The organism is Micromonospora sp. C95, assembly GCF_018070465.1.
Taxonomy (GTDB): Bacteria; Actinomycetota; Actinomycetes; order Mycobacteriales; family Micromonosporaceae; genus Micromonospora.
On the sequence record NZ_JAGPXT010000003.1, the window covers coordinates 137555 to 161391 of the forward strand.

Sequence of the window (23837 nt, forward strand, 5' to 3'; positions counted from 1 at the left end):
AGCCGTGGATTCTCAGAGCGGTCTGAGTTATCTCTGATGACCGGTCGCTACCGTCCGGCAGATGACGCACGCCTACCTGATCATCGGCGCCGGGCCGGCGGGACTGCAACTCGGCGCGTTGCTCGAACGCGACGGTCATGACTACGTGGTCCTGGAGGCTGGCACCGCCCCCGGCACCTTCTTCCGCAGCTATCCGCGACACCGCAAGCTGATCTCCATCAACAAGGTCCACACCGGTTCCGACGATCCGGAGTTCAACCTGCGGATGGACTGGAACTCCCTGCTCAGCGACGACCCGGGGCTGCGGTTCGGCCGGTACAGCGGGCGGTACTTCCCGGCCGCCGACGACCTGCTGCGCTACCTCGCCGACTTCGCCGAGGCGACCGGAGTGCGGGTGCGCTACCAGACGCCGGTGGTCCGGATCGGCCGCGACGACGACGGGTTCCACGCCCTCGACGCCGACGGCCGCACCTGGCGGGGACGTCGGCTGGTCGTCGCGACCGGCGTCTCGCAGTTGTACGTGCCGGCCATCGACGGGATCGAGACCGCCGAGCGGTACGACACGGTGAGCGTCGACCCGACCGACTTCGTCAACCAACGCGTCATGATCATCGGCAAGGGGAACTCCGGCTTCGAGACCGCCGACGCGCTGATGGAGACCGCCGCCGTGGTGCACCTGGCCGGCCCGCGCTCGGTCCGGTTCGCCTGGCAGTCACACTACGTCGGGCACCTGCGGGCGGTGAACAACAACTTCCTCGACAGCTACCAGTTGAAGTCGCAGAACGCCGTGCTCGACGGCACGGTGGAGAGCATCCACCGCCGGCCCGAGGGCGGCTACCTGGTCCGCTTCCGGTACGCCCGCACCGTCGAGGCGATCCGGGAGATCCGCTACGACCGGGTGATCGTGTGCACCGGATTCCAATTCGACGCGAGCATCTTCGACGACAGCTGCCGGCCCCGGCTGGTCATCGACGACCGGTTCCCGGAGCAGACCTCGGCGTACGAGTCGACCACGGTCCCCGACCTCTACTTCGCCGGCACCCTCACCCAGCAGCGCGACTTCAAACGGTCGACGAGCGGCTTCATCCACGGCTTCCGGTACGGGGTGCGGGCCCTGCACCGCATCCTCGCCTCCCGCTACCACGACACCGGATGGCCGACCGTCCGACTGGCGGCGACCCCCGAGGCGATCACCGACGCGATCATCGCCCGGATCAACCGCTCCTCGGCGCTGTGGCAGCAGTTCGGGGTGCTCGGCGACGTGGTGACGGTACGCGACGACACCGCGCACTACCACGAGGAGGTGCCGATGGCGTACCTCGCCGACGGCGGGCTGGGCGGCGGCTGGGCCCTCGCCGTCACCCTCGAGTACGGGCCGGACCACGACTGCGTCGACCCGTTCGACGTCGCGGTGCCCCGGGTGGCGGAGAACGACGCGTACGCCGCGCACCGGGCCACCTACCTGCATCCGGTCGTGCGGCAGTACCGGGACGGCCAGGTGGTGGCGGTGCACCACCTGGCCGAGAACCTGGAGAACGAGTGGAACCTGCCCACCGTGCACCAGCAGCCGCTGACGGTCTTCGTCAAGGAGTCCCTGACCGGCGTCGCCGCTGCGGCGGGAGCGACCGGGTGAACCCGGACGGTGGACCGGGCTACCCGCAGGCGATCCTCGACCTGCTGGGCGAGGAACGGGACCGGCCGGTCTTCGAGCACGGCTCGCGCACCGTCTGCGCCGACGAGGTGACCGAGCTGGTCGCCCGGATCGCCGCCGGCCTGCGGGCGGCGGGAATCGGTCCCGGTACCGGGGTGGCGGTGCTGCTCGGCGTGTCCCCGGAGGCGTTCGCCGCCGTCGTCGCGGCCCAGGTGGTCGGCGCCCGGGTCGCCGGAGTCCGCCCCGGGCTTCCCCCCGATCACCTGCGGCACCTGCTCGGCCACCGGATCTCGGCGGTGCTCGTCGACCGCTCGACCGTGACCCCGCAGCTGCGGGCGGTCACCGCCGGTCTTCCGCTGCTCGGCATCGGCCCGGTCGACGGGGCACCCGACCTGACCGCCGCCCGGGCCGACGGCACACCCCCGGTCCCCGCCGGGCGTCCGGACGACATCGCCCGGGTCGTCTACACCAGCGGCAGCACCGGCAACCCGAAGGGCTGCCTCCAGACGTACGCGTCCCTCGACGCCGCCTGGGCGGCGCACCCGGACCGATGGCCGCCGGCGGTCCGCGACCTCGCCGGGCACCTCGACCGCTACCTGGTCTTCGGTTCGCTGGCCAGCCAGGTGATGCTGGAGTACGGCATTCTCACCCTGGCCGCCGGCGGCACCATGGTGATCGCCGAGCCGCCCCGCGCCGGTGTGCCGTTCTTTCCCGACGCGCTGGTCCGGCACCGGGCCAGCACCAGCGTGATCACCGTGGGCCGACTGGCGAAGCTGGTCGCCGCCCAGCGCGCCGCGCCGGCCGACCTCGGCGCGCTGCGCGCCCTGTTGGTCTCCGGCTCCCCGCTGCACCCGACCCGGCTCGCCGAGGCGCTCGATGTGCTCGGGCCGGTGGTGTACCACGGCTACGGCCAGACCGAGACCGGCATGATCGCCATGCTGACCCCGGCGGAGATGCTCGCCGCCCCGGCCCTGCTCGCCTCGGTGGGCCGCCCGCCGGCCGCGGTCGACGTGCAGGTCCGCGACGCCGACGGGCGGCCGGTCGCCCCCGGCGTCGAGGGCGAGATCTTCGTCCGTACCCCGTCGCAGGCCAGCGGCTACTGGGACGACCCGACGGAGACCGCCGAGGTCTTCACCGCCGGCTGGGTACGCACCCGCGACCGCGGTCGGCTGGACGACGCCGGCTACCTGCACCTGCTGGGGCGGTCCCGGGACGTCGTCATCGTCAACGCCGACCTCCGGTACGCCGGCCCGATCGAGCGCGCCCTGGCCAGCTGCGCCGACGTCGCGGAGGCGTACGTGGTGGCCGCACCCGACGAGGAGACCGGCGAGGCGGTGCACGCCTTCGTGGTCCCCGCCGCGGGCCGGCGACCGGATCCGGACGTGCTGCGCGAGCTGGTCCGGACGCAGCTCGGTGAGCCCAGCGCTCCCCGAAAGATCACCTTCATCGCCGAGGCACCGGTCACCGCCGCCGGCAAGCCCGACAAGCGACGCCTTGCCGGCTCACTCGACGACCGCGCCGGAGCCGGATGACGGGCTGCGATCTGCCGGCCCGGCGACGACGACCCGTGACACCACGTCACACGCGGTCATGACACTGCGGCACTGACGGGTCGGCCGCGTCCGCGCTGTCATGGGTACATGTCCGTCACTCCTGTGGTCGAGGCCCGCCGTTCCCGACGGTGGTGGCTGGGGATCGTCGCCGGCAGCGTCGCCACCGTCGTGGCCGTCGTCAGCCTCGGCGTGGCCGCGCTTCAGCTCGGCCTGCCCTGGCAACTGGGCGAGGGCGACCGCAACCATGTCTACGAGGGCCCCGCCGGTTCGCAGCGCTACCAGGTCCATCTGCCGCCCCAGTACGACGGGACGACCCGCCTGCCGGTCGTCATGGCGATCCACGGTTGCGGGATGACCGGCTACGGGTGGAACTCGATGAAGGCCACCACGCAGTTCAACAGCCTGGCCGACCGGGAGGGCTTCATCGTCGTCTACCCCACGCAGTTGATCACTCGTAACGTGATCGCCTGCTGGAACTCGGCCGATCCGCGGCATCAGCAGCGGCACACCGGAGAACCCGCGCTGCTGGCCGGTGTCGCCCGCGAGGTGGTCGAGGAGTACCACGCGGATCCGGCGCAGGTGCACGTGGCCGGCGCCTCGTCGGGGGCGGGAACCGCCGTCATCCTCGGCGCGACCTATCCCGACGTCTTCGCCACGGTGACCTCGGTCGCCGGTGGTGAGTACGGGCTCAACCAGGTCGATCCGGACGACCCGGACTCGACATCGCCGCTGGACACGGCACGTCAGGCCTGGGCGCAGATGGGCGAGCGGGCCCGACGGGTGCCGCTGCTGATCGTTCAGGGTGAGCGCGACGAGGTCGTGCCGCCCCTGGTCGGCACCCGACTCGCCGCGCACTGGACCGCGGTGGGCGATCTCGTCGACGACGGGCTGCCCAACGACAGCCTCGACCTGACCGAGGAGACCAGCTCCGTGCCAGCCTCAGCGGCACGACACGCCTACACGCATACGACGATCACCGCCTCGGACGGCTCGTCGATCGTCGAGTCCTACCACGTGCAGGGCATGGGACACGCCTGGCCTGGCCCGGACGGCGACGGCAGGTACACCGATCGCGCGGGCCCCGACGCCAGCGAGATCGTGTGGCGGTTCGCCGAGCGCCACCCGATGAGCTGAGGACTGCCGCCTTCCAATCCAGCCGGCAGCCTTGGCTCGAATTATCTTAGTCGTTAAGGTAACGGCATGAGCGTATCGACTGGCTTCTCGGTGGCGATCGCCGGCGGCGGACTCTCCGGCCTCTGCCTAGCCCAGTACCTGACCCGCGCCGGCATCGACGTGCACGTCTACGAGCGGGATCCGGGTCCCTTCGTCAGGCGGCAGGGCTACCGGATCATTCTCAACCGGTACGGACTGGAGGCGCTGCGGGAGAGCCTGCCCCGTCCGCTGTACCGCCTGGCCCTGACCACCGGTGACGAGCCCGGCGGTCACCTGCGCTTCACCGACAGCCGGCTGCGCGACGCATTCACCATCAACTTCAAGGAGGAGCCGCACGCCACCCGCCAGGTGGACCGGCTGACCCTACGGTCGATCCTGCAGTCCGAGTTGGACGGGCGCATCCACTACGGCAGGACCGCCGTCGCGGTGGACAACGGCGACCCGGCCCAGCTGCGACTGCGGTTCGACGACGGCGGGTCCGTCGCAGCGACCGTCGTCGTGGGCGCGGACGGCGTCGGCTCGGCGCTGCGCGCGCAGCTCATGCCGGACGCGGACCCGACCAACACCGGAATGGTGGGCATCTACGGTCGGTCACCCCTGTGGCGCCACGGCGAGAACGTCCTCCCGGACGCGCTACGGACCAGCGGGGTCCTGGCCATCGCCGACCGGCCGGGCCGCGCCTTCTTCTTCACCTCCATGCGCTTCGGCGAACGCCCGCAGGAGGCGTTCGCGCGCCTGGCCCCGGGCAGCTACGCGCCCACCGGCGACGACTACGTCATGTGGGCGCTGCTGCTTCCGCAGGAAGAGGTGCCCGTCGACGTACGCGGACACCTGCTGGCGCAGTGGAATCTGGCCGCCCGGCTGAGTGCTGACTTCCACCCACTCATCCGGCGGCTGGTCGACACCGCCGAGGTCGACGCCACGGTGCTCAACCATTTCGCCACCGGCCAGCGCCCGCGCCGATGGGCGGTACCCCGGGCGACGATGATGGGCGACGCCGTGCACGCCATGCCGCCGTTCGGCGCGCACGGCGGCAACACGGCGCTGCGCGACGCCGCCCTGCTCGGCCGCCGGCTGGTCGCGGCCCGGGCGAGCGGCACGCCGGTGGAGAAGGCGATCGCCGGCTATCAGAACGAGATGGCGCCCTACGCCTTCCGCGCCGTCGACACCGCCGCCCGGCTGATGCGCCGCCTCACCGGGGGCGCGGCCGCACCGCACTGGGTGCTGACCCGCCTGTTACCTCGGCTGCACCCGGTCACCGTGCCCGAGGCATGATGGCGGACATGTCTCCCAAGCCGGCCCGTGCCTGCGCGATCGCCGACCTGATGCGCGCCGGACGGGAGACCGCGCGGCTGTCCATGGTGTTCCGCTACGCCATCGCGGAGCGGCTCGGCCTCACCGTCAGCGACCTGGAGTGCCTGGACTACCTGGCCGACGTCGGTTCGGCCAGCGCGGGACAGGTCGCCGAGCGGACCAACCTCACCACCGGGGCCGTGACCAGCATGCTCCGCCGACTCCAGCAGGCCGGCTATGTCACGGCCGAACGCGATCCGGCCGACCGGCGGCGCGTGATCGTCACCCTGCGGCCCGAGCGGACCGCCGAGCTAGGACGACCGTACGAACGATTCGCCGCACAGGCGGAACGGCTCGTCGAGGGCTACACCGTCGAGGAGATCGAGCTGCTGGTCCGGCACTACGAGCGCATGCAGACGATGTACCGCGCCGAACTTGACCACCTGAGTGGTTGACCAGGCCCCCGGAGGCGTAGCCCGACCCCGGTGACCACCTCGCTACCGGACGGCCGTCTCGGACGACGTCGCCGCACGGTCGATGGCCGCCTCGACGGCGGTGCCGATGCGCCTCAGCGTCGCCAACTCGTGCGGTTCGAGCTGGTCGATCAGGTATTCCCGGACCGCCGCGACGTGTCCCGGCGCCGCGGCCACGACCACCTCGTAGCCGGCCTCGGTCAGCACGGCGTTGGTGCGCCGGCCGGCGCCGGGAACCCGGACCCGGGCGAGCAGGCCGCGTTTCTCCAGCCGCTCGACGACGTGCGACAAACGGGACAATGACGCCGCCGTACGGGCGGCGAGGCGGCTCATCCGCATCGTGCGCTCCGGCTCCTCGGACAGCACCGAGAGCACCATGTACTCGAAGAAGGTCAGCCGGGACTCTCGCTGCATCCGGGCGTCAAGCGCCGCCGGCAGGCTGATCATGATCGCGGAGTTGGCCAGCCACGCCGCCCGCTCGTCGTCGCTCAACCACCTGGTTTCGGCGCCGGCGCCCGTGGCCTCGTCCGCCGCCCTCCGCTTGGTCATGAGAGTAACGCTACAAGCGAGTTGTTGACATTTCAAGTTCGGGCGGGTAGAACTTGAAGCATCAAGTTCCAAAGTTTCGCCGCACGGCACCGCGAACCAGCCGTCGATCCGGAAGGACATCTCGATGCACACCACATCACTTGGAGGCCTCACGGTCTCGCGCATCGGTCTCGGAGCCATGGGCATGTCGGCCTTCTACACCGGCGCCGGCCACGACGACGCCGAGTCGATCCGCACCATCCGGCACGCCCTGGACCTCGGCGTCACCCACCTCGACACGGCCGAGGCGTACGGGCCCTACGTCAACGAGGAACTGGTGGGTCGCGCGATCAAGGACCGCCGGGACGAGGTCGTCGTGGCCACCAAGTTCGGCATCGTCTCGCACACCGGCAGATCCGGAACGGACAGCACCGCCGCCAACGTACGGGCGGCCGTGGACGGGTCACTGCGACGGCTCGGGACCGATCACATCGACCTGTACTACCAGCACCGGGTCGACCGCGACACCCCCATCGAGGAGACGGTGGGAGCCTTGCGCGACCTTGTCACCGCCGGCAAGGTGCGCCACATCGGGCTGTCGGAAGCATCCGCCGCGACGATCCGGCGGGCTCACGCGATCCACCCGGTGGCCGCCGTCCAGACGGAGTACTCGCTGTGGACCCGCGACCCCGAGGCAGACGTGCTGCCCACGCTGCGTGAACTCGGCATCGGTCTGGTGCCCTACTCGCCGCTCGGACACGGCTTCCTCACCGGCGACATCCGCTCGCTCGACGGTCTGGACGAGAACGACTGGCGGCGCACCAACCCCCGGTTCACCGGCGACAACCTCACCCGCAACCTGCGCATCGTCGACGAGGTCCGCGACGTCGCGAGCGAGGTGGGTGCCACGCCCGCGCAGGTCGCCCTGGCCTGGCTGCTCGCGCAGGGCGAGGGCATCGCGCCCATCCCGGGCACCAAGCGCGTCAACCGGCTCGAGGAGAACTGCGCCGCCGACAGCATCCGACTCACCGCCGGGCAGATCGCCCGGCTGAACAACCTGACCCCGGCGTCCGGCGATCGCCACGCCGAGCCCGACATGGCCGCCATCGACGGTTGAGCCAGGCAGACGTACTGCGCGGGCGGGACGGCACGGTCAACGCCGTCGCGCCCGGACCGACCGCCACGCCGCTGTTCCTGCAGGGAGAGGACGAGGAGACGGTACAGCGCATGGCACGTATGAACCCCAGTGAGCGGCTCGGCACACCGGAGGGCGCTGCCGAGGTCGTGTCCTTCCTGGCCGGTCCCGGGCGCCGGGTCAACGGCCAGGTCATATGCGCCAGCGGCGGGGCCGCCTGAACCTCTTCGGCCGGCAGAACCCGGCCGAGCCGGTACGACCACCAGAGACAGGAGACGTCATGACGAGTCCGCCCGTGCCCGAAACCGTTGATGACGCCGAGGAGGTCGCCACGCTGCAGCAGGAGTGGATTCTCGGCTGGGACAAGACCGAGAACGAGGAGTTTCGCCCGTTTCGTGAGGTCTTCGACCGCTATTATGACTTCGACGCGCCGGTGATCCTGTACGACGACTTCGACCCGCAACGCCGGGTGTTTCGCGCCGTGCAGGATTACGCCGCCGCGTTCTGGCCGGGCTTCTCCCAGCTGCGCTCGGCCGCACACGCGATCGAGGCGCCGCCCGAGGTGATCGTCGAGGGCAACCTCGCCGCCACCCGGATGGTGTTCATCGCCGTACTCACCCAGCCGGACGGCACCGTGGTGGCCAACCGTGCGACCAACTCCCAGGTGTGGCGACGCATCGAGGGCATGGGGTGGCGGATCGTCCGCGACCACACCAGCGTCGACGAGATCACGGTCGACGAGGCCGTGGCCACGTTTCCCGTCAAGGGGTGACGACCACGCCGCGTTACGGCAAACCGAATCACAGATGGAGAACAGAGTCATGAAGATCCTCGTGACCGGAGCCACCGGAACTGTCGGCGGCAGCGTCGCCCGCGCCCTTGCGGCATCCGCGCATCAGACCGTCGTCCTCGTACGGAATCCGGCGACGTACGACGCCCCCGCCGGGGTGGAGGTCGTCCAGGGTGACCTGACCGTCGCGGCCGACGTCCGCCGAGCGCTGTCCGGGGCCGACCGCGCGTTCCTGAACATGGCCGACGACAACGGTGCCACCTTCGCGAAGGTCGCGGGTGAGGTCGGTCTCGAGCACGTCGTCCTGCTGTCGTCCTTCGCCGCGGTCACCGAGCTGCCCCGCGGCGACGGCAACATCATCACCGCTCGCCACCGCGCGGGCGAGCAGGCACTGACCGACGCCGGCGTGCCCGCGACGTTCCTGCGCGCCAGCGGCTTCGACTACAACTTCCTGATGTGGGCGCGCGACAGCGCGAGCGGCGTCATCCGGGCTCCGTGGCTCGACGTGAAGCTGCCCGTGGTCGACCCGGACGACATCGCGGCATCGGCAGTCGCCGTCCTCACCGCCGCCACGCCGGTCGGCCGCAGCTACTCGATCACCGGCCCGCAAGCCCTGTCCGTCGAGGACCAGACCGCGATCGTCGCCGAGGTCCTGGGCCGCGATCTCCGGGCGGAGAAGCTCGACCTGGACGTGGCCAAGTCCGCCGCGTTCCCCGAGGGCACGCCCGACGTCGTGGTCGACTCCGTGTTCGGTGCGTTCGGACCCGAGGCCAGCGTCGTTCCGGTTTCGGCAGACGTGCAGGCGTTGACCGGCCGTCCTGCTCACACGTTCGCGCAGTGGGTCGTCCGCAACCAGGCGGCCATCGCGTGACGGTACCCGGGTCCGGTTGGGGCTGTCCGCCGGATCGCGAGGACTGGCCAGGGAGAGCCCGACACTGCCGGCGCGCCGGTCCGCCGCGGCCGCCTGGAATATCCATCATTGGCGGCTAAATAGGTCAAGGACGGCATATGTTGACGTTGTGCGTACCGGCGTTGGGGTGAGCGAGGCGCGGTGGTGAGTCGGGCCCCCGTGGTGGGGCGACGGTATCCCCGCCTCGAAGGCCACGAGAAGGTCACCGGAACGGCGCGATACGCGGTGGAGTACCCGGCGCAGGCGACGACGTACGGGTGGGTGGTGCAGGCCACCGCCGCACGCGGGACGATCACCGAGGTGCACACCAGCGCCGCGCTGGCCGTTGACGGTGTACTCGCCGTGTTGCACCACGGAAACGCGGCCCGGCTGAGCCCCGAGGTGGACGCGGAGCTGTTCCGGCTCCAGGAGCCGACGGTCCACTACCGGGGCCAGATCGTGGCGGTCGTGGTGGCCGAGAGCATCGAGGCGGCGCGGGAGGCGGCACGGTTGGTGCGGTTCGACTATGACGTCGTACCGCACCGGACCGAGTTGTCGGCGCAGGACCCGGACCTGTACCGGCCCGACCACGTCAATCCGGACTACCCGACGGACGTGATGGCCGGTGACTTCGACGGCGGCTACGCCTCGGCCGAGGTGCGGCTGGACGTGACCTACCGGACGCCGGCCTACCACAACAGCCCGTTGGAACCGCACGCGACGACGGCCCAGTGGCAGGACGGGCGGCTGCTGGTACACGACTCCGTCCAGGGTTCCTCACCCACCCGGGAGATCCTGGCCCGGGTGTTCGAACTCCCGGTCGAGGCGGTCCGGGTGGTGAACACACATGTCGGCGGTGGCTTCGGCGGCAAGATCTATTGCAAGATCCAGACAATGCTCGCGGCGCTCGCCGCCCGGCATGTCGGGCGACCGGTCCGGCTGGCGCTCGCCCGCCAGCAGATGTTCGGTCCGGTGGGTTACCGCACGCCGACCATCCAGCGGATCCGGCTCGGCGCGGCGGCGGACGGGCGGCTCGGGGCGGTGGCCCACGACGCGATCAGCCAGACCTCGATGGTGACCGAGTTCGCCGAGCAGAGCGCCGTCTACACCCGAAACATGTACGCGGCCCCGAACCGGCGTACCACCCACCGGCTGGCCCGCCTCGACGTGCCGACGCCGTTCTGGATGCGGGCGCCCGGTCACACCCCGGGCTCGTTCGCCCTGGAGTCCGCGCTGGACGAGCTGGCGTCGGCCTGCGCGCTCGACCCGGTCGAGCTGCGGCTGCGCAACGACACGATCATCGACCCGGAGAGCGGGCACCCGTTCACCAGCCGCAACCTGGCAGCCTGCCTACGCGACGGGGCTCGGCGGTTCGGCTGGGCAGATCGCGACCCCACCCCGCGCGCTCGCCGCCACGGCCGGTGGCTGATCGGCACGGGCATGGCCGGCTCCAGCTATCCCGCCCGGGTCCGTCCGGCCGCGGCGTCGGCCGCCGCCTACCCCGATGGCACCTTCGAGGTACGGATCAACGCGGCGGACATCGGCACCGGGGCACGTACCGCGTTGTGGCAGGTGGCCGCCGACGCGCTCGACGTGCCACCCGCGCGGGTACGCATCCTGGACGGGGACACGGCACTGCCGCCGGCGGGCGTGGCCGGTGGTTCGACCGGCCTGGCGTCGTGGAGTTGGGCGGTGGTGCGTGCCGCCGAGCGGCTGTGCGACCGGCTCGGCGAGCTGCGCGGCGTCGTGCCGGCCGAGGGGTTGACCGTCGAGGCGAACACCGACGACGAGGTCGCCGCGCGGGCCACGCTGCCGCGGTACGCGTACGGCGCGCAGTTCGCCGAGGTACGGGTGGATGTGGACACCGGCGAGGTACGGGTCCGCCGGCTGCTGGGCGTCTTCGCCGTCGGCCGGGTGGTCAACCCGGCCACCCTGCGCAGTCAGTTGATTGGCGGGATGACCATGGGCCTGTCGATGGCGCTGCACGAGGTGGGCCTGCTGGACCCGCGCTATGGCGACTGGGTCAACCACGACCTGGCCACCTACCACGTCAGCAGCAACGCCGACGTGGGCGCCGTCGAGGCGTACTGGATCGAGGAGGAAGACCCGTACGTGAATCCGATGGGCACCAAGGGTATCGGTGAGATCGGTATCGTCGGTGCCGCCGCCGCGATCGCCAACGCGGTCCACCACGCCACCGGCATCCGTATCCGCGAACTGCCCATCACACCGGACAAGCTGCTGCCCGAGGGGTGACGTGGCGGGCCCGTCGAGAGGGGCTCCGCCCGCGACGAACGATCGGGTGGCTGGTTGTGCCGTCAGACGGTAAGCAGTTTGTCGAGCGTGATGGGCAGCTCGCGGACGCGAACGCCGGTGGCGTGGTGGACCGCGTTGGCGATCGCGGCGGCAGCGCCGACGATACCGATTTCGCCAGCCCCCTTGATGCCGACCGGGTTGAGTTGGTCGTCCTGCTCGGCGATCCAGTGGGCCTGCACCGCCGGCACGTCGGCGTTGCTGCTGACGTGGTAGGTGGCCAGGTCGTGGTTGATCACGTGGCCGTAGCGTGGGTCCAGCAGGCTCGCCTCGTGCAGGGCCATCGACAGGCCCATGGTCATCCCGCCGATGAGTTGCGAGCGGGCGGTCTTCGGGTTGACCACCCGGCCGACCGCGAACACCCCGAGTTGGCGGGGCACCCGGATCTCGCCGGTCTCCCCGTGCACCCGTACCTCGGCGAACTGTGCGCCGAAGGCATGCATGGCGTACTGCTCCAGGTGGGGGTTCTCCGGCATGTCGACGGTGACCTCCAGGCCGTCCGCCGGAATCGTGCCGCCGTGCTCGGCGGCGATCCGGCGGCGCAGTTCGTCGGCGCCGACGCAGATCGTGGCGCCCCAACTGGTGATGCCGGCGGAGCCGCCCTCCTGCGCCGCCGGTGGGTACGCGGTGTCGCCCAGGCGCAGCTCGACCTGCGCGAGGTCGACTCGCAGCGCGTCGGCGGCGACCTGGGTCAGCGCGGTGCGGGTGCCGGTGCCGATGTCCACCGCCGCCATCAGCACGGTGTACCGGCCGTCGGGCGTGACCCGGATGGTGGCCTTCGAGCCGGGCAGCCGTAGCACCGGGTAGGTCGAGGCGGCGACCCCGGTGCCGACCAGCCAGCCGTCCTGGCGGCTGGGCGTGGTCGTGGCCTGGCGTGGTTGCCAACCGAACCGGCGTGCGCCCTCCCGCAGGCAGGCGGCCAGACCCCGGCTGGAGAACGGTCGACCGTCCAGCGGATGCGCCACCGGTTCGTTGCGTAGCCGCAGCTCGACCGGGTCCAGGCCGCACGCCACGGCGAGTTCGTCCATTGCCGATTCGAGGGCGAACATGCCGACCGACTCGCCCGGGGCCCGCATGATCGAGGGGGTGGGCAGATCCAACGCCGCCACCTGCTGGCGGATGCGCAGATGCGGTGTGGCGTACATGGTCGGGGTGGCCCGGGTGGCGTGCTCGGCGAACTCCCCGAGCCGGGAGGTCTGCTCGAAGGACTCGTGGTCGACCGCGGTCAACCGCCCTTCGGCGTCGGCGCCGAGACGTACCCGTTGGATGGTCGGTGACCGGTAGCCGGTCTGGGTGAACATCTGATGCCGGGTGAGCGCGAAACGCACCGATCGACCCGGGACGAGTTGGGCGGCCATCACCGCGAGAATCAAATCCGAATGCACGGGAACCTTCGAGCCGAAGGCGCCGCCGACGTGCGGCGCGTACACCCGGACCTGCTGTGGATCGAGCCGGAACGCGGCGGCGACGGTGCTGCGCACCCCCATCAGGTACTGGGTCGACACGTACAGGGTGAGCTGATCGTCGTTCCAGCAGGCGATGGTGGTGTGCGGTTCGATCGGGTTGTGGTTGTACCAGGGCGTGCGGTAGTTGTGCTCCACGCGGACGGACGCCGCGGCGAGCGCCGATTCCACGTCGCCCTTGTCGACCGTGACCGGGAACATCGGCATGATCTGCTGCGGAACCCGCAGGCGTCCCTGCTCGCGGCTGGACTCCAGGTCGACGTCGTGAGGGCGCGGCCGGTAGTCGACCCGGACCAGGCCGGCGGCGTGCCGGGCGATCTCCGAGGTTTCGGCGATCACCGCCCCGACGAACTGCCCACGGAACGCGACCTCCTCGGACTGGAGGATGCGCAACTCGCCGTCGTCGGTGCCGAGCCGGGGGGCGTTCAGGTGGGTGAGCACCCCCAGCACGCCCGGCTGGGCGCTGGCCTGACTGCAGTCGATGCCCATGATCTGTCCGGTCGCGATGGTGCTCCGCACGGCCGACAGATAGGCCGGGCGCGCCACCGGGTGCTCGTAGGCGTACGGTGCCAGACCGCGTACCTTGTCGGCACCGTCGAACCGGTCGAGGGGCCGGCCCATCGCGCGGGCGGGGATGATGCTCACCGTTCCGCCTCCACCAGGTCCAGCACGGTACGGACGATGGCGTTGCGGGCCAGCGGGATCTTGAAGGCGTTGTCCGACTGGGGTTGCGCCTCGGCAAGTTCGGCCTCGGCAGCTCGACGCAGCCGGTCCTCGGTGGCCGGCCCGCCGCGCAGCAGATCCTCGGCCCGCCGGGCCCGCCACGGTTTGTGCGCCACGCCGCCCAGCGCAATGCGTACGTCGCGCACCTGCCCGTCGGCCACATCGATCGCGGCGGCCACCGACACCAGGGCGAAGGCGTACGAGGCGCGGTCCCGGATCTTGCGGTAACGCGAGCGGGCAGCCATCGCCAGCGGCGGCAGGTCGACGGCCGTGATCAACTCGCCGTGCGCCAGGACGTTGTCGTGTTGCGGCTCGGACCCCGGCAGCCGGTGCAGCTCGGTAAGTGGGATGCCGCGGCTGCCGTCGGGGCCGACGGTCTGCACCGTCGCGTCCACCGCGGCCAGTGCGACCGCCAGGTCCGACGGCTGGGTGGCGATGCAGTCCGGGGAGGTGCCGAGGATCGCCAGATCCCGGTTGTGACCGTCGATGGCGGAGCAGCCACTGCCCGGCTGCCGCTTGTTGCACGCGGTGGTGATGTCCTGGAAGTACAGGCACCGGGTGCGTTGCAGCAGGTTGCCACCGACGGTGGCGACGTTTCGCAGCTGGGTGGAGGCGCCGTTGAGCACCGCCTGGGCCACCACCGGGTAGCGTTCGCGGATCAGCGGCTCGGCGGCCAGGTCGCTGTTGGACACCCCGGCGCCGATGCGTACTCCCCCGTCGGGCAGCTCCTCGATCACGCCGGAGACGGCCCCGCGAATGTCGATCAGCAGGTCGGGCCGAGCGACGTCGAGCTTCATCAGATCGACCAGATTGGTGCCGCCGCCGAGGAAGGCCGCCTGCGGCGAGCGGGAGAGCAGGGCGACCGCACCGTCCGGGTCGGTGGCCCGCTCGTACCGGAACGGCCTCATGACTGGGCAACCTCCTGGATCGCGGGGACGATGTTCGCGTACGCGGCGCAGCGGCACAGGTTGCCGCTCATCCGTTCCCGGATCTCGTCGGGACTGGTGGCCAGGTCTACCGGGCCTGTGCCGACTGCGCCGTCGGAGCCGTCGGGTGCTTCGAAGGTGACCGCACTGGGCCAGCCGTTCGCCGCCTCGTCGAGCATGGCGACGGCGGAGACGATCTGCCCGGGCGTGCAGTAGCCGCACTGGAAGGCGTCGTGGGCGATGAAGCTGCGCTGCATGGGGTGCAGGTCGCCGTCGGCAGCCAGCCCGGCGGCGGTGACGATCTCGGCGCCGTCATGAGCGACGGCCAGTGCCAGGCAACTGTTCGCGCGTCGGCCGTCGAGCAGCACCGTGCAGGCGCCGCACTGGCCGTGGTCGCAGCCCTTCTTGGGGCTGGTGTTGCCCAGCCGTTCGCGTAGCGCGTCGAGCAGGGTGGTCCGGGTGTCGACGGTGAGCCGACGCTCGGCGCCGTCCACGCGCAGGCTGATCTCGGTATCCATGATTCCCGCCAGATGAGGTTCGTGGGCTGGCTGCCAAATTTATCCGCTTTCAGCGTTGTATGTACTGATAATTGGTTGAGGAACGACGAGACGCGAAGCTGAGTGTGGAGTTGAGGTAACGGCAGGTGTTGACCGAGGTGTGGCCCTTCGTCGAACAGCGCCACGGGGCCGGGCAACGGGTCGTACTGATCCGGCTGGTCGGCCGGGTCGGGTCGGGCTCCCGACCGCTCGGTGCGACCATGGCGGTGGCCGCGGACGGCGGCTGGACCGGGTCGGTCTCCGGTGGCTGTGTCGAGGGTGCACTGCTCGGCGAGGCCCGATCGGTGCTCGACGGCGCCCCACCACGGTTGACCGCGATCAGTCCGGGCACGGATCTGATGCCGTGGGAACCCGCCCCGGCCTGCACCGGTGAACTCACCGTGCTGGTCTGTCCTGCCCCGACCGGAACGGTGTACACCGCCATCGGCGCAGCGCTGGCGACCCGCTGTCCACTCGCCGTCGGCGTCGCACTTGAACCACCGTTCCGGTGGTCCACGGCCGCCGGTCGAGACGGACTACCGGCCGGCGAGAAGCACTTCGTCGAGGAGCTGCACCCCGGCCCCACACTGCTGGTGGTCGGTGCGACTGACCTGGCCGTCACGCTTGCCGCGTTGGCCGCCCGGATCGGTTACCGGGTGGTGGTGGTCGATCCACGACCCGCATACGCCCAGTCGGAGCGGGTGCCGGCGGCGGAAGACGTGATCTGTGCCTGGCCGGACGACTTTCTGGCCACCCGTAGCCTGGACGTCCGCGACGCGGTGCTGGTGTTGACCCACGACCCTCGGATCGACGATCGCGCGATCCGGGCCGCGCTCAGCGGATCTGCCGGGTACGTCGGGGTGTTGGGCAGCCGGCAGACGCACGCCCAGCGGCTCGCCCGGTTGGCCGGCACCCCGGGTCTGCATCGCCTGACCGGTCCGGCGGGCCTCGACCTCGGGGCCGGCTCGTTGGCGCAGACCGCGCTCTCGATGCTTGCCGAGGTGGTGGCCGTCGGCAACCAGCGGGCGGGCGGACGGCTCTGTGCTGCCGAGGGACGCATTCGGGCGATCGAGGCTGCGCGGCTGAGCCCGGTGGCATGACCCATCATCCGCCGACCGCCGGGCTGCTCCTGGCAGCCGGAGCCGGGCGACGCTACGGCGAACCCAAGGCGCTGCGTTTTCTCGGCGCGGCGATCGACACACTGGCCGCCGGTGGCTGCGATCCGGTGATTGTGGTGCTCGGTGCGGCCGCCGCAGCGGCACGTCGGAGAACCGCGGGCCGGCCGGTGCCGAACGGTGCCCGGCTGGCGGTGGTGGTCAACCACGACTGGTCACGGGGGATGGCCTCGTCGCTGCGGGTCGGTCTGCGGGTCGCCGCCGAGCTGTCAGCGTCGGTGGTCTGCGTACACCTGGTCGACCTACCCGGGGTGACGCCGGCCGCCGTGCGGCGGATTCTGTCCACCGTGCCGAACGCCTGTCCCACCTCTGTCCTGGCTCGTGCCACCTACCAGGGCGAGTTGGGTCATCCGGTGCTGCTCGGCGCCGATCACTGGGCCGGGGTGGGCCGAAGCGCCCGTGCCGACCGAGGTGCGCACGAATACCTGCGCCGGCACGACGCCGTGCTCGGCCGGGTCGAGTGCGGCGACGTGGCCGACGGCGCGGACGTCGACTTCCACCCGTCATGAGTGATCGAACGCGGTGTCCCAACGACCTCAACGACGAGCAGTGGGCGTTGAGACGCCGCACCAGCCCAGGCACAGGGCAGGGCTTCCTGCCGGCCCCCAGGGCCGCCGAGAGGCGTCACGCGTCCCCGGCCCGGTCCTGGCGCTCGGCGGCGGGCATTCCGCGCCGAGGCGTGACCGACACGACGGCGGCCGCGCCGAGGACCAGGGCCGGAATCACGAAATAGACACCGTCACCGAGGCCGAGCAGCAGCCCCCAGACCACCATCACCATCGCCGCCAGCGTCGTCGTGACACCGACCGCGCGGCCCGCCAGATCCGCAGCGAGGGGCAACAGAGCCGCGACGGTCGGCACGCCCAGCAGATAGCCGGCTGCGGCGCCGCTGTCCGACAACATGTCGGGCAACACGGCGACGACGATCCCCAGCGTCACCCCGAGCGCGAGCAGTCGCAGCGACCGGCCCAGCGCGCTCGGCGTGGCACGCCGACGGCCCAGGTAGACGAACGCTACCGCCGCGACGAACAGCGCCAGCACCACGCCGACAACGGCAGCGACAGTCATGACGATTCCTCCGCTTCCATCAGTTCCGCGACCCTCGTCTCGGGCACGTCGACCCGCCACCGCTTTCGCAGCGAGTCGGCGAGCTGACGCAGACGCTCGTCCTGGCGATGCGCGGCCATCGCCGACCGCACCCGGTGGGCCACATGGTACGTCGATGCCTGCTCGCGCAGGCAGGCCGCGTACGCGGCCAGCCCGCCGCGTAGCCGTCCCGGAAGTCGATGGTGACCTTCAGGTCACCGCGGTCGAGGTCGGTCAGGCTGGGCGGTTCTCCGTACAGGCCGCCGCGCACCCCGGTGCCGAGGAGAAGCATGTTCGAGGCGGTGCCGTGGTCGGTGCCGTTGGCCCGGACCCTGCGGCCGAACTCGGAGTAGACAGCGGTGATCACCCTCCGGCCCGCGTCGGTACGCGCCATCCGGTCGCTGAATCGGGTCAGCGCCCGGTCGAGCTGCCCGAGCAGCACCTCCTGGAGCTGCCTTTCGTCGGCATGGGTGTCGAAGCCGCCGAGTGACACCGAGAACACGCGAGTCGTGACACCGGCCGCGCCCGAGCCGGCGCAGGGTTTCCAGCTGCCGCAGCATCAACCCGGCGGAGCGAACCTTCTGCACACTTGTCGCCCAATGCCCGTGCCAGAAGAACAGCAGCTTCTCGGTCAACTGGTGCTCGGCGGCGACCATCCGTCCCAGCCACCAGTCGAGCAGCCGGGTCACCTGCTCCCGGCGCTGCTGGTTGGCCCGCTGCCGCTGCTCCCGATGTACGACGACGGTAGGAACTCGGTCAGCGATGGACAAACATGCGGTCGGCAGCGGGCCACCGGGAGCGCCTCGCCGACCCAGTCGGCTCGACGACGAGCAGTTCCGCGGCATACGACGCCCGTAAGGAGCTCGTAAGGCCCCCCGCGCCGGTGGCCGGGTTAGCATCCGATCATGCCCGGCATCCGTACCGCCCCCGCCGTCGCCGCCCTCACCGCGGCCGTCCTCGCCCTGACCGCCTGCGGTGGCACGGAGCAGCCCGCCGACCCGAAGAGCACGACTGCCGGGCCGAGCGCGGTGGCTCAGCCGACACTGTCAGGTCCCGCCGCGCCGACGGCGAGCAGCGGGACGGAAACGACGGTCCCGCAGGCGCTCTCGTTCAGTGCCCGGACGATCGACGGTGAGACCTTCGCGGGTAGCAGCCTCGTCGGCAAGCCGGCGGTGTTGTGGTTCTGGGCGGCCTGGTGTACCCGGTGCCGCGCGGTGGCCGACGAGGTCGCCGCTGTGCAGCGGGACAACGCAGGCCGGGTCAACGTGATCGGCGTGGCCGGGCTGGGCAGCGGCGACGAGGCGATGAGAAGGTTCGCGGAGCAGACCGGAATCGATCGCTTTCCCAACCTGGCCGACGACGACGGTCAGGTGTGGCGCCGCTTCGAGGTGACCAGCCAGGAGCAGTATGTGCTGCTCGACTCCGCCGGCACTGTCGTGCACTCGGGACCACTGTCTCAGCAGGACCTTCGCGAGCGGGTCACCGGGTTGAGCTGACCATGACAGACACTCCGTACGGCCTCGCCGTCGGTGCCGGGCTGTTGGCCGCGGTCAACCCCTGCGGCTTCGCGCTGCTACCGGCATACCTGTCGATGCTGGTGCTGGGTGACGAGCCGTCGGCCGGTCGGGACGCGCTTGCGTCCGTCGGCCGGGCGGTCGCGTTGACCGGTGCCATGACGCTCGGGTTCGTCGCGGTGTTCGGCGCGTTCGGGCTGCTCGCCGCCCCTGCGGCGGACGCGGTCGCCCGTCACCTGCCCTGGGTGTCGATCCTCATCGGGCTCGCCCTGGTGGCTGCCGGTGGCTGGCTGCTGGCGGGGCGCCAGTTGCCCACCTTCACGCCGAAACTGGCCACCGGGCCGGAGGTCCGCCGGCGCTTCGGTTCGATGGTGCTGTTCGGTGCGGCGTACGCGATCGCTTCGCTCGGATGCACCATCGGCCCGTTCCTCGCCGTCGTGGTCGCCGCTTTCCGCGCCGGATCCGCCCTGTCCGGCGTCGCCCTGTTCGTGGCGTACGCCTTCGGCATGGGGCTTGCGGTGGGGGCAGCCGCGCTGGCCGTCGCGCTGGCCCGTGAGTCGCTGGTGCGCCGCGCCCGCCGTGCTTACTCACTGCTCGGGCGGCTAGCCGGGCTGCTGCTGGTGGTCACCGGCGGGTACGTGGCCTGGTACGGCTGGTACGAGGTGCGGATTTTCGCCGGTCGCGGTGATGTGGACGACCCGATCATCGAAGCGGCCGGCACGGTCCAGACAGCGGTCAGCACTTGGCTGGCAGAGCTGGGTCCGTGGACGGTCGCGGTGGCGGTGCTGGCGCTGCTCGTCCTGGCCGCAGGGATCACCCTGCGGCGCCGGCATCGGCTGCCTGCCCGCCGGTCCGTCGCTCGCCCGGCGGGGCCTGACCGTTCGTCGGACGACCGGGCATGAGTATGGGTCTGCTGCACCCCGCAGCTGACGAGGACCTTGTCGCGCGCGGGTTCCAACCTCGGTAGGTGGTACGAAGAGGCGCGGATCCTCCACGAGGATCCGTTCTTCGCCGTGCTGGCCACCGGTGGTGGCGGGGGCGGTCCATGACGAGCGCATCCGGGCGGCTGCCGAGCGTGCCACGACCTTACCCACCGCCGGAAGCGGCTGGGACGTTCGCGCTTGTTCGAGGCCGGCCCTTGCGCTGGGCCGGATGGCGGCGGGTTACGCCGTGTCGGCTGTGTCAAGAAGGCGACATCGGGGTGACCTGGGCGGGGGATGCCGCAAGTAAGTCACGGCCCGCAACCATGTAGCTCCACAGAGGAGGGAGAACTATGTCATGGAGCTTGTGGCTCAGGACCGCCGCCCACGGCAACGGCCGATATGCGGAGGTCGCGCCCACCGCGCGGGCCAGTGAGCGGACCATCGAAGTGATCTCGGCGGAGTTCAGCTCTCCAGGTCTCCTGCAGCGGCAGCTCGGTCGCGGCCAAATCGCGTTGCGTCTGCGTTTTCCCGGACCGAGCGGCCGGCCCCATCACGCCCACTACCACCCGGGGGATGTGCGACGGCTCGGCGAGGCTGGCTGGTATCTCGCGCTTTCCTTCGTCCAATTCGGTGCGATGCGGTATGCGTGGCGGGGTAGCGCGGCCCGCCGGGCCGGCGACCCGCAACCACCGCGCGATGTGGTCAATGCAGTCCAGAGCGGCAGCGACGGGTTGGAGTCCCTGATCGCCGTCTATCAGCGGCTGCGGGACGCCGACTCGTTCCCGCGAGAGGGATACTACGTCGACGAAGACGGCGGTGAACTGCTCATCCTCGGCAAGATCACACCGTCTGACCTCCATTGACGGTCGCGCTCGGCGACGCGCTGCTCGGATGGATCGTCGCCGCCACCGGCGGCGGCGTAGTCCGTTCACTGCGGGCAGCGCCGATCGCCTCCGGCATGCGGGCGGTGGTGGAGGAGTTCCGTCGATGTCACCGTGGCGGAGCTCGGCGGTCATCTCGACGCCGGCCGCGCCGCGCACCTGCGCAGCGCGCTGCTGCTGCGCGAGGCCGACCTGACCGACCGGCTCCAGGTTCCCCACCGGGCTGCGTTGGCGGCGGCCTTGCGGGTCTGGGTGGAGCCACTGGACCAACCCGAGTACGGCGAGCCCGGCTACCTGACCGGCCTGGGCCTGGACCCGGCCTGCCTCGCCGACACCCTGGCGACCCGAATCGCCGAGGGCATCCGCGCCAACGGTCGGGCGGGCGGCGCGCTGGGCCCGCTGGCCGAGTGGTGGTGGCGGGAAGAGTTCGGTCCGCGGTTCGACGCGATCGAGCAGAGCCTTGCCCATCTACGCGACCTCCACGAACCACGCCACCGGGTCGCTAGTCTGCCCGGGGTAACGCCCAGATTCACCGGCCGCGGCGCGGCGCTCGCCGAACTGGGGGCCCACATCTGCGCGCACGAGCCGGACGGCACCGTCGAGACCGTCCTCGCCGTGGTCGGCATGGCGGGCGTGGGCAAGACCCAGCTCGCATTGCGGGCCGCGCACGAGCACAAGCACCGGTACCCCGACGGGCAGTACTTTGTCGACCTGCACGGGTACACCGATGGAATCGCGCCGGTCACGCCGGTGGCCGCCCTGGAGGAGCTGCTGCGCCAGGCCGGCCTGACCGGGCAGCAGATCCCGTCCGACCTGGCCGGACGGCAGGCGCGCTGGCGGGCATTGCTGGCCGGTCAGCGGGCGCTGGTGCTGCTCGACAACGCCCTCGACGCACGGCAGGTGCGGCCGGTGCTGCCCAAGGCGGCCAGCTGCCTGGTGCTCGTCACCAGTCGTTCCCGGTTGACCGACCTGCCGGGGGCCGGCAGCATGCCGCTGGATGTGCTCTCGGTCGACGAGGCAATCGCCCTGTTCTGCCGGCTGAGCGGCACCGACCCGCGCACCGACTGGTCGGCGGTGAGAACGATCGTGACGTTGGTCGGCCGGCTGCCGGTGGCGATCGAAGCCGCCGCCGGTCAGATTCATGATGACCTGACGGTGGCCGAGTTCGCCGACGACCTGCGAGCGGCCCGCAGCGCGCGCCATTTCACCACCGACCTGGGGCCGCTGGGTCCGAGTGTGTCGGCCGCCCTCAGCACCTCGGTGGACCGCCTCGACCCACCGCTCCAGACGGCGTTCCGGTTGCTTGGTCTGCATCCCGGACCACGGGTGTGCGGGCCGCAGTTCGCTGCGCTGTCCGGAGCTTCCGCGGACGAGGCCCGAGCGATCCTGCATGGCCTGGCCACTCGGCACCTGATCAGGGTGAGTGGCGGCCCGGCCGCGCGCCGGGGCTACGAGCTGCACGACCTCGTCCGCGAGTTCGCCCGTCGGGAGGCGGGCACCGGGCTGAGCGCCGCGCAACGGGCAGCAGCGGTTGACCGGCTGGTCACCTGGTATGGCACGGCGATGAGCGACATCTGGCACCTCCGCCGCACCCCGCCCCGGCAATTCGGAGCCACCGGAGCGGGGCTGGGCTGGACCGATCCTCGACAGGCCCAACGGTGGCTGGCCGACGAACAGGAGAACCTGCTCGCCCTGGCCGAGGTCGTCACCGGCGGGACGGCGGCGACCGTGCTCCGCCGTGCCGCCGAGCAGATGCACGCGTACGGTTTCCATGCCACTGCCCGTACCCTGCACACACGCGCCGCCGCCGGAAGTGCGGCCGCTGGTGACCGCCCCGGGGAGGCCGCCGCCCGGCAGGGCCTGGGCGAGGTCGAGCGGGTGACCGGCGACTACCCGGCCGCGATCGGGCATTACCACGCTGCCCGCGCCCTCTGCGCCGCGCGCGATGATGTTGCCGGCGCGGCACACGCACACCGAGGGCTCGGGGAGGTCGCGCTGATGTCCGGCGACCTCCCGGGCGCCACCCGCGAGCTCCAGCTCGCGCTGTCCGGCTTTGACGCTGCTGGCGACCCGGAGGGGGCGTCGATGGTCCGCCGGATACTCGGAGAGGTGGCCCGCGCCGCCGGAGACAACACTGCCGCAGTCCGGCATTTCCAGGCCGCGCAGGCCGGCTTCGCCGCAGCCGGCAACCGCGACGGTGAAGCGTACGCGCGGTTGGGTCTGGCTGACGTCGCCCTCGGTGCCGGTGAGCACGCCAGCGCCCGCGCGCACTTTACCGCCGCCCGCCGCGGGTTCGCGGCGATCGGCAACCGGGATGGTGAGGCGTACGCCCGGATGGGCGTCGGTGAGGTGGCCCGTGCCACCGGGGACCATGACGCCGCCTACCGCCATTTGCGTGCCGCCTACCGCAGCTTCCGGCGGATCGGCGACCGAGAGGGAGCGGCACACTCGGGTCGCCTTCGGCGATCTGGCACTGGCGGCGGGCGATCACCGGGTCGCGACCGCGCACTTCGACGCGGCGCGCGCCGGCTTCCGGGAGATCGGTAACCGTGACGGCGAGGCCGAGTCGCTCTCGGCGCTGGGACGAGTGGCATGGGCGCAGGGTCGGCCCGATCTGGCCCGAGCCCGGTGGCAGGCGGCGCTGGTGCGCTACCAGGAGATCGGCAGCGGATCGGTCGCGATGGTGCGGGACCTGTTGCGGCAGCTGCCACCGGACCCGCCCGCAGCCACCGCCCCGGTCTAGTCTTGCTTTTGACCGTCTCGCGCTGTCGTGATCGGACAGCACGGCGGCCGTCGTCTCGCTGAAGCTGAC

The 23837-nt window shown here is 71.3% G+C and carries 22 protein-coding genes and 2 pseudogenes; 17 read left to right on the forward strand and 7 right to left on the reverse strand.

Translation table 11 applies throughout. The features are described 5' to 3' along the window. Window positions 1-61: 61 nt before the first annotated feature. The 5 genes from KBX00_RS05240 to KBX00_RS05260 all read left to right on the forward strand — a co-directional run bounded on the left by KBX00_RS05240 (window position 62) and on the right by KBX00_RS05260 (window position 6125). Window positions 62-1633, forward strand: coding sequence for an NAD(P)-binding domain-containing protein (locus KBX00_RS05240; protein WP_210823814.1), 1572 nt, complete (start codon window positions 62-64; stop codon window positions 1631-1633). Next, window positions 1630-3183, forward strand: coding sequence for a class I adenylate-forming enzyme family protein (locus KBX00_RS05245; protein WP_210823816.1), 1554 nt, complete (start codon window positions 1630-1632; stop codon window positions 3181-3183). Before KBX00_RS05240 ends, KBX00_RS05245 begins: the two co-directional genes overlap by 4 nt. A gap of 108 nt (window positions 3184-3291) precedes the next feature. Further along, window positions 3292-4338, forward strand: coding sequence for a PHB depolymerase family esterase (locus tag KBX00_RS05250; protein WP_210823818.1), 1047 nt, complete (start codon window positions 3292-3294; stop codon window positions 4336-4338). Window positions 4339-4404: 66 nt separating this feature from the next. Then, window positions 4405-5652 (forward strand): NAD(P)/FAD-dependent oxidoreductase, encoded by a 1248-nt coding sequence (locus KBX00_RS05255; RefSeq protein ID WP_210823820.1) that lies wholly within the window; start codon window positions 4405-4407, stop codon window positions 5650-5652. A gap of 8 nt (window positions 5653-5660) precedes the next feature. Continuing rightward, a complete protein-coding gene (locus tag KBX00_RS05260) occupies window positions 5661-6125 on the forward strand; it encodes a MarR family winged helix-turn-helix transcriptional regulator (protein ID WP_301547391.1) in 465 nt (154 codons plus the stop codon). 42 nt (window positions 6126-6167) lie between these two features. On the opposite strand, the gene KBX00_RS05265 is transcribed toward KBX00_RS05260, so the two are convergent. Further along, entirely contained in the window at window positions 6168-6692 is a 525-nt protein-coding gene (locus tag KBX00_RS05265; protein WP_301547392.1) for a MarR family winged helix-turn-helix transcriptional regulator, read from the reverse strand. A 124-nt stretch (window positions 6693-6816) separates the two neighbouring features. Here KBX00_RS05265 and KBX00_RS05270 point away from each other — a divergent pair, with 124 nt between their 5' ends. The 5 genes and pseudogenes from KBX00_RS05270 to KBX00_RS05290 all read left to right on the forward strand — a co-directional run bounded on the left by KBX00_RS05270 (window position 6817) and on the right by KBX00_RS05290 (window position 11741). Next, the gene (locus tag KBX00_RS05270; protein WP_210823823.1) at window positions 6817-7788 is read left to right on the forward strand and encodes an aldo/keto reductase; all 972 of its coding nucleotides are present in this window, start codon (window positions 6817-6819) and stop codon (window positions 7786-7788) included. 14 nt (window positions 7789-7802) lie between these two features. Continuing rightward, window positions 7803-8027 (forward strand): annotated as a pseudogene (locus tag KBX00_RS29085) (SDR family oxidoreductase); the annotation flags it as partial. Between the two features lie 59 nt (window positions 8028-8086). Then, the gene (locus tag KBX00_RS05280) at window positions 8087-8578 is read left to right on the forward strand and encodes a hypothetical protein (protein ID WP_210823825.1); all 492 of its coding nucleotides are present in this window, start codon (window positions 8087-8089) and stop codon (window positions 8576-8578) included. Window positions 8579-8627: 49 nt separating this feature from the next. Then, window positions 8628-9467 carry an SDR family oxidoreductase gene (locus tag KBX00_RS05285; RefSeq protein ID WP_210823826.1) on the forward strand — a complete coding sequence of 280 codons (840 nt, stop codon included), beginning with the start codon at window positions 8628-8630 and terminating at the stop codon, window positions 9465-9467. A gap of 183 nt (window positions 9468-9650) precedes the next feature. Further along, the gene (locus KBX00_RS05290; RefSeq protein ID WP_210823828.1) at window positions 9651-11741 is read left to right on the forward strand and encodes a xanthine dehydrogenase family protein molybdopterin-binding subunit; all 2091 of its coding nucleotides are present in this window, start codon (window positions 9651-9653) and stop codon (window positions 11739-11741) included. 62 nt (window positions 11742-11803) lie between these two features. Here KBX00_RS05290 and KBX00_RS05295 read toward each other — a convergent pair whose 3' ends face one another. Genes KBX00_RS05295 through KBX00_RS05305 form a run of 3 tightly spaced genes read right to left on the reverse strand, consistent with a single transcriptional unit; the run spans window position 11804 to window position 15428 of the window. Continuing rightward, entirely contained in the window at window positions 11804-13906 is a 2103-nt protein-coding gene (locus KBX00_RS05295; protein ID WP_307868111.1) for a xanthine dehydrogenase family protein molybdopterin-binding subunit, read from the reverse strand. Continuing rightward, entirely contained in the window at window positions 13903-14892 is a 990-nt protein-coding gene (locus KBX00_RS05300; RefSeq protein ID WP_210823830.1) for a xanthine dehydrogenase family protein subunit M, read from the reverse strand. Before KBX00_RS05300 ends, KBX00_RS05295 begins: the two co-directional genes overlap by 4 nt. Further along, a complete protein-coding gene (locus KBX00_RS05305; RefSeq protein ID WP_210823832.1) occupies window positions 14889-15428 on the reverse strand; it encodes a (2Fe-2S)-binding protein in 540 nt (179 codons plus the stop codon). The genes KBX00_RS05300 and KBX00_RS05305 overlap by 4 nt, the downstream gene beginning before the upstream one ends. Before the next feature lie 125 nt (window positions 15429-15553). Here KBX00_RS05305 and KBX00_RS05310 point away from each other — a divergent pair, with 125 nt between their 5' ends. Together KBX00_RS05310 and KBX00_RS05315 are read left to right on the forward strand one after the other, a co-directional pair. Beyond that, complete coding sequence (locus KBX00_RS05310; RefSeq protein ID WP_210823834.1) at window positions 15554-16546, forward strand: XdhC family protein; 993 nt, start codon at window positions 15554-15556, stop codon at window positions 16544-16546. Beyond that, window positions 16543-17130 (forward strand): NTP transferase domain-containing protein, encoded by a 588-nt coding sequence (locus KBX00_RS05315; RefSeq protein WP_210823836.1) that lies wholly within the window; start codon window positions 16543-16545, stop codon window positions 17128-17130. The genes KBX00_RS05310 and KBX00_RS05315 overlap by 4 nt, the downstream gene beginning before the upstream one ends. Before the next feature lie 115 nt (window positions 17131-17245). Here the strand turns inward: KBX00_RS05315 and KBX00_RS05320 are convergent, their stop codons facing one another. The 3 genes and pseudogenes from KBX00_RS05320 to KBX00_RS29100 form a co-directional block, all read right to left on the reverse strand. After that, window positions 17246-17689: a hypothetical protein gene (locus tag KBX00_RS05320; protein ID WP_210823838.1), complete on the reverse strand. Its 444-nt coding sequence runs from the start codon at window positions 17687-17689 to the stop codon at window positions 17246-17248. 19 nt (window positions 17690-17708) lie between these two features. Beyond that, window positions 17709-18200 carry a DUF1501 domain-containing protein gene (locus tag KBX00_RS29620; protein ID WP_307868112.1) on the reverse strand — a complete coding sequence of 164 codons (492 nt, stop codon included), beginning with the start codon at window positions 18198-18200 and terminating at the stop codon, window positions 17709-17711. Window positions 18201-18282: 82 nt separating this feature from the next. Continuing rightward, window positions 18283-18606, reverse strand: a pseudogene (locus tag KBX00_RS29100) (DUF1800 family protein); the annotation flags it as partial. A 6-nt stretch (window positions 18607-18612) separates the two neighbouring features. On the opposite strand from KBX00_RS29100, the gene KBX00_RS05335 reads away from it, so the two are divergent. The 5 genes from KBX00_RS05335 to KBX00_RS29780 all read left to right on the forward strand — a co-directional run bounded on the left by KBX00_RS05335 (window position 18613) and on the right by KBX00_RS29780 (window position 23768). Beyond that, window positions 18613-19203: a redoxin domain-containing protein gene (locus tag KBX00_RS05335; RefSeq protein WP_210823847.1), complete on the forward strand. Its 591-nt coding sequence runs from the start codon at window positions 18613-18615 to the stop codon at window positions 19201-19203. A gap of 2 nt (window positions 19204-19205) precedes the next feature. Further along, window positions 19206-20123 carry a cytochrome c biogenesis CcdA family protein gene (locus tag KBX00_RS05340; protein WP_210823849.1) on the forward strand — a complete coding sequence of 306 codons (918 nt, stop codon included), beginning with the start codon at window positions 19206-19208 and terminating at the stop codon, window positions 20121-20123. 383 nt (window positions 20124-20506) lie between these two features. Next, a complete protein-coding gene (locus tag KBX00_RS05345) occupies window positions 20507-21007 on the forward strand; it encodes a hypothetical protein (RefSeq protein WP_210823850.1) in 501 nt (166 codons plus the stop codon). 132 nt (window positions 21008-21139) lie between these two features. After that, window positions 21140-23572, forward strand: coding sequence for an NB-ARC domain-containing protein (locus KBX00_RS05350; protein ID WP_210823851.1), 2433 nt, complete (start codon window positions 21140-21142; stop codon window positions 23570-23572). Next, a complete protein-coding gene (locus KBX00_RS29780; protein ID WP_374225253.1) occupies window positions 23499-23768 on the forward strand; it encodes a tetratricopeptide repeat protein in 270 nt (89 codons plus the stop codon). The genes KBX00_RS05350 and KBX00_RS29780 overlap by 74 nt, the downstream gene beginning before the upstream one ends. Window positions 23769-23837: the final 69 nt, after the last annotated feature.

What these genes read in the sequence shown, in the direction of transcription:
- KBX00_RS05240 (WP_210823814.1), top strand. Translation starts at nt 62, where the DNA reads ATGACGCACGCCTACCTGATCATCGGCGCCGGGCCGGCGGGACTGCAA.
- KBX00_RS05250 (WP_210823818.1), top strand. Translation starts at nt 3,292, where the DNA reads ATGTCCGTCACTCCTGTGGTCGAGGCCCGCCGTTCCCGACGGTGGTGG.
- KBX00_RS05255 (WP_210823820.1), top strand. Translation starts at nt 4,405, where the DNA reads ATGAGCGTATCGACTGGCTTCTCGGTGGCGATCGCCGGCGGCGGACTC.
- KBX00_RS05260 (WP_301547391.1), top strand. Translation starts at nt 5,661, where the DNA reads ATGTCTCCCAAGCCGGCCCGTGCCTGCGCGATCGCCGACCTGATGCGC.
- KBX00_RS05265 (WP_301547392.1), bottom strand. Translation starts at nt 6,692, where the DNA reads ATGACCAAGCGGAGGGCGGCGGACGAGGCCACGGGCGCCGGCGCCGAA.
- KBX00_RS05270 (WP_210823823.1), top strand. Translation starts at nt 6,817, where the DNA reads ATGCACACCACATCACTTGGAGGCCTCACGGTCTCGCGCATCGGTCTC.
- KBX00_RS05280 (WP_210823825.1), top strand. Translation starts at nt 8,087, where the DNA reads ATGACGAGTCCGCCCGTGCCCGAAACCGTTGATGACGCCGAGGAGGTC.
- KBX00_RS05285 (WP_210823826.1), top strand. Translation starts at nt 8,628, where the DNA reads ATGAAGATCCTCGTGACCGGAGCCACCGGAACTGTCGGCGGCAGCGTC.
- KBX00_RS05300 (WP_210823830.1), bottom strand. Translation starts at nt 14,892, where the DNA reads ATGAGGCCGTTCCGGTACGAGCGGGCCACCGACCCGGACGGTGCGGTC.
- KBX00_RS05305 (WP_210823832.1), bottom strand. Translation starts at nt 15,428, where the DNA reads ATGGATACCGAGATCAGCCTGCGCGTGGACGGCGCCGAGCGTCGGCTC.
- KBX00_RS05315 (WP_210823836.1), top strand. Translation starts at nt 16,543, where the DNA reads ATGACCCATCATCCGCCGACCGCCGGGCTGCTCCTGGCAGCCGGAGCC.
- KBX00_RS05320 (WP_210823838.1), bottom strand. Translation starts at nt 17,689, where the DNA reads ATGACTGTCGCTGCCGTTGTCGGCGTGGTGCTGGCGCTGTTCGTCGCG.
- KBX00_RS05335 (WP_210823847.1), top strand. Translation starts at nt 18,613, where the DNA reads ATGCCCGGCATCCGTACCGCCCCCGCCGTCGCCGCCCTCACCGCGGCC.
- KBX00_RS05340 (WP_210823849.1), top strand. Translation starts at nt 19,206, where the DNA reads ATGACAGACACTCCGTACGGCCTCGCCGTCGGTGCCGGGCTGTTGGCC.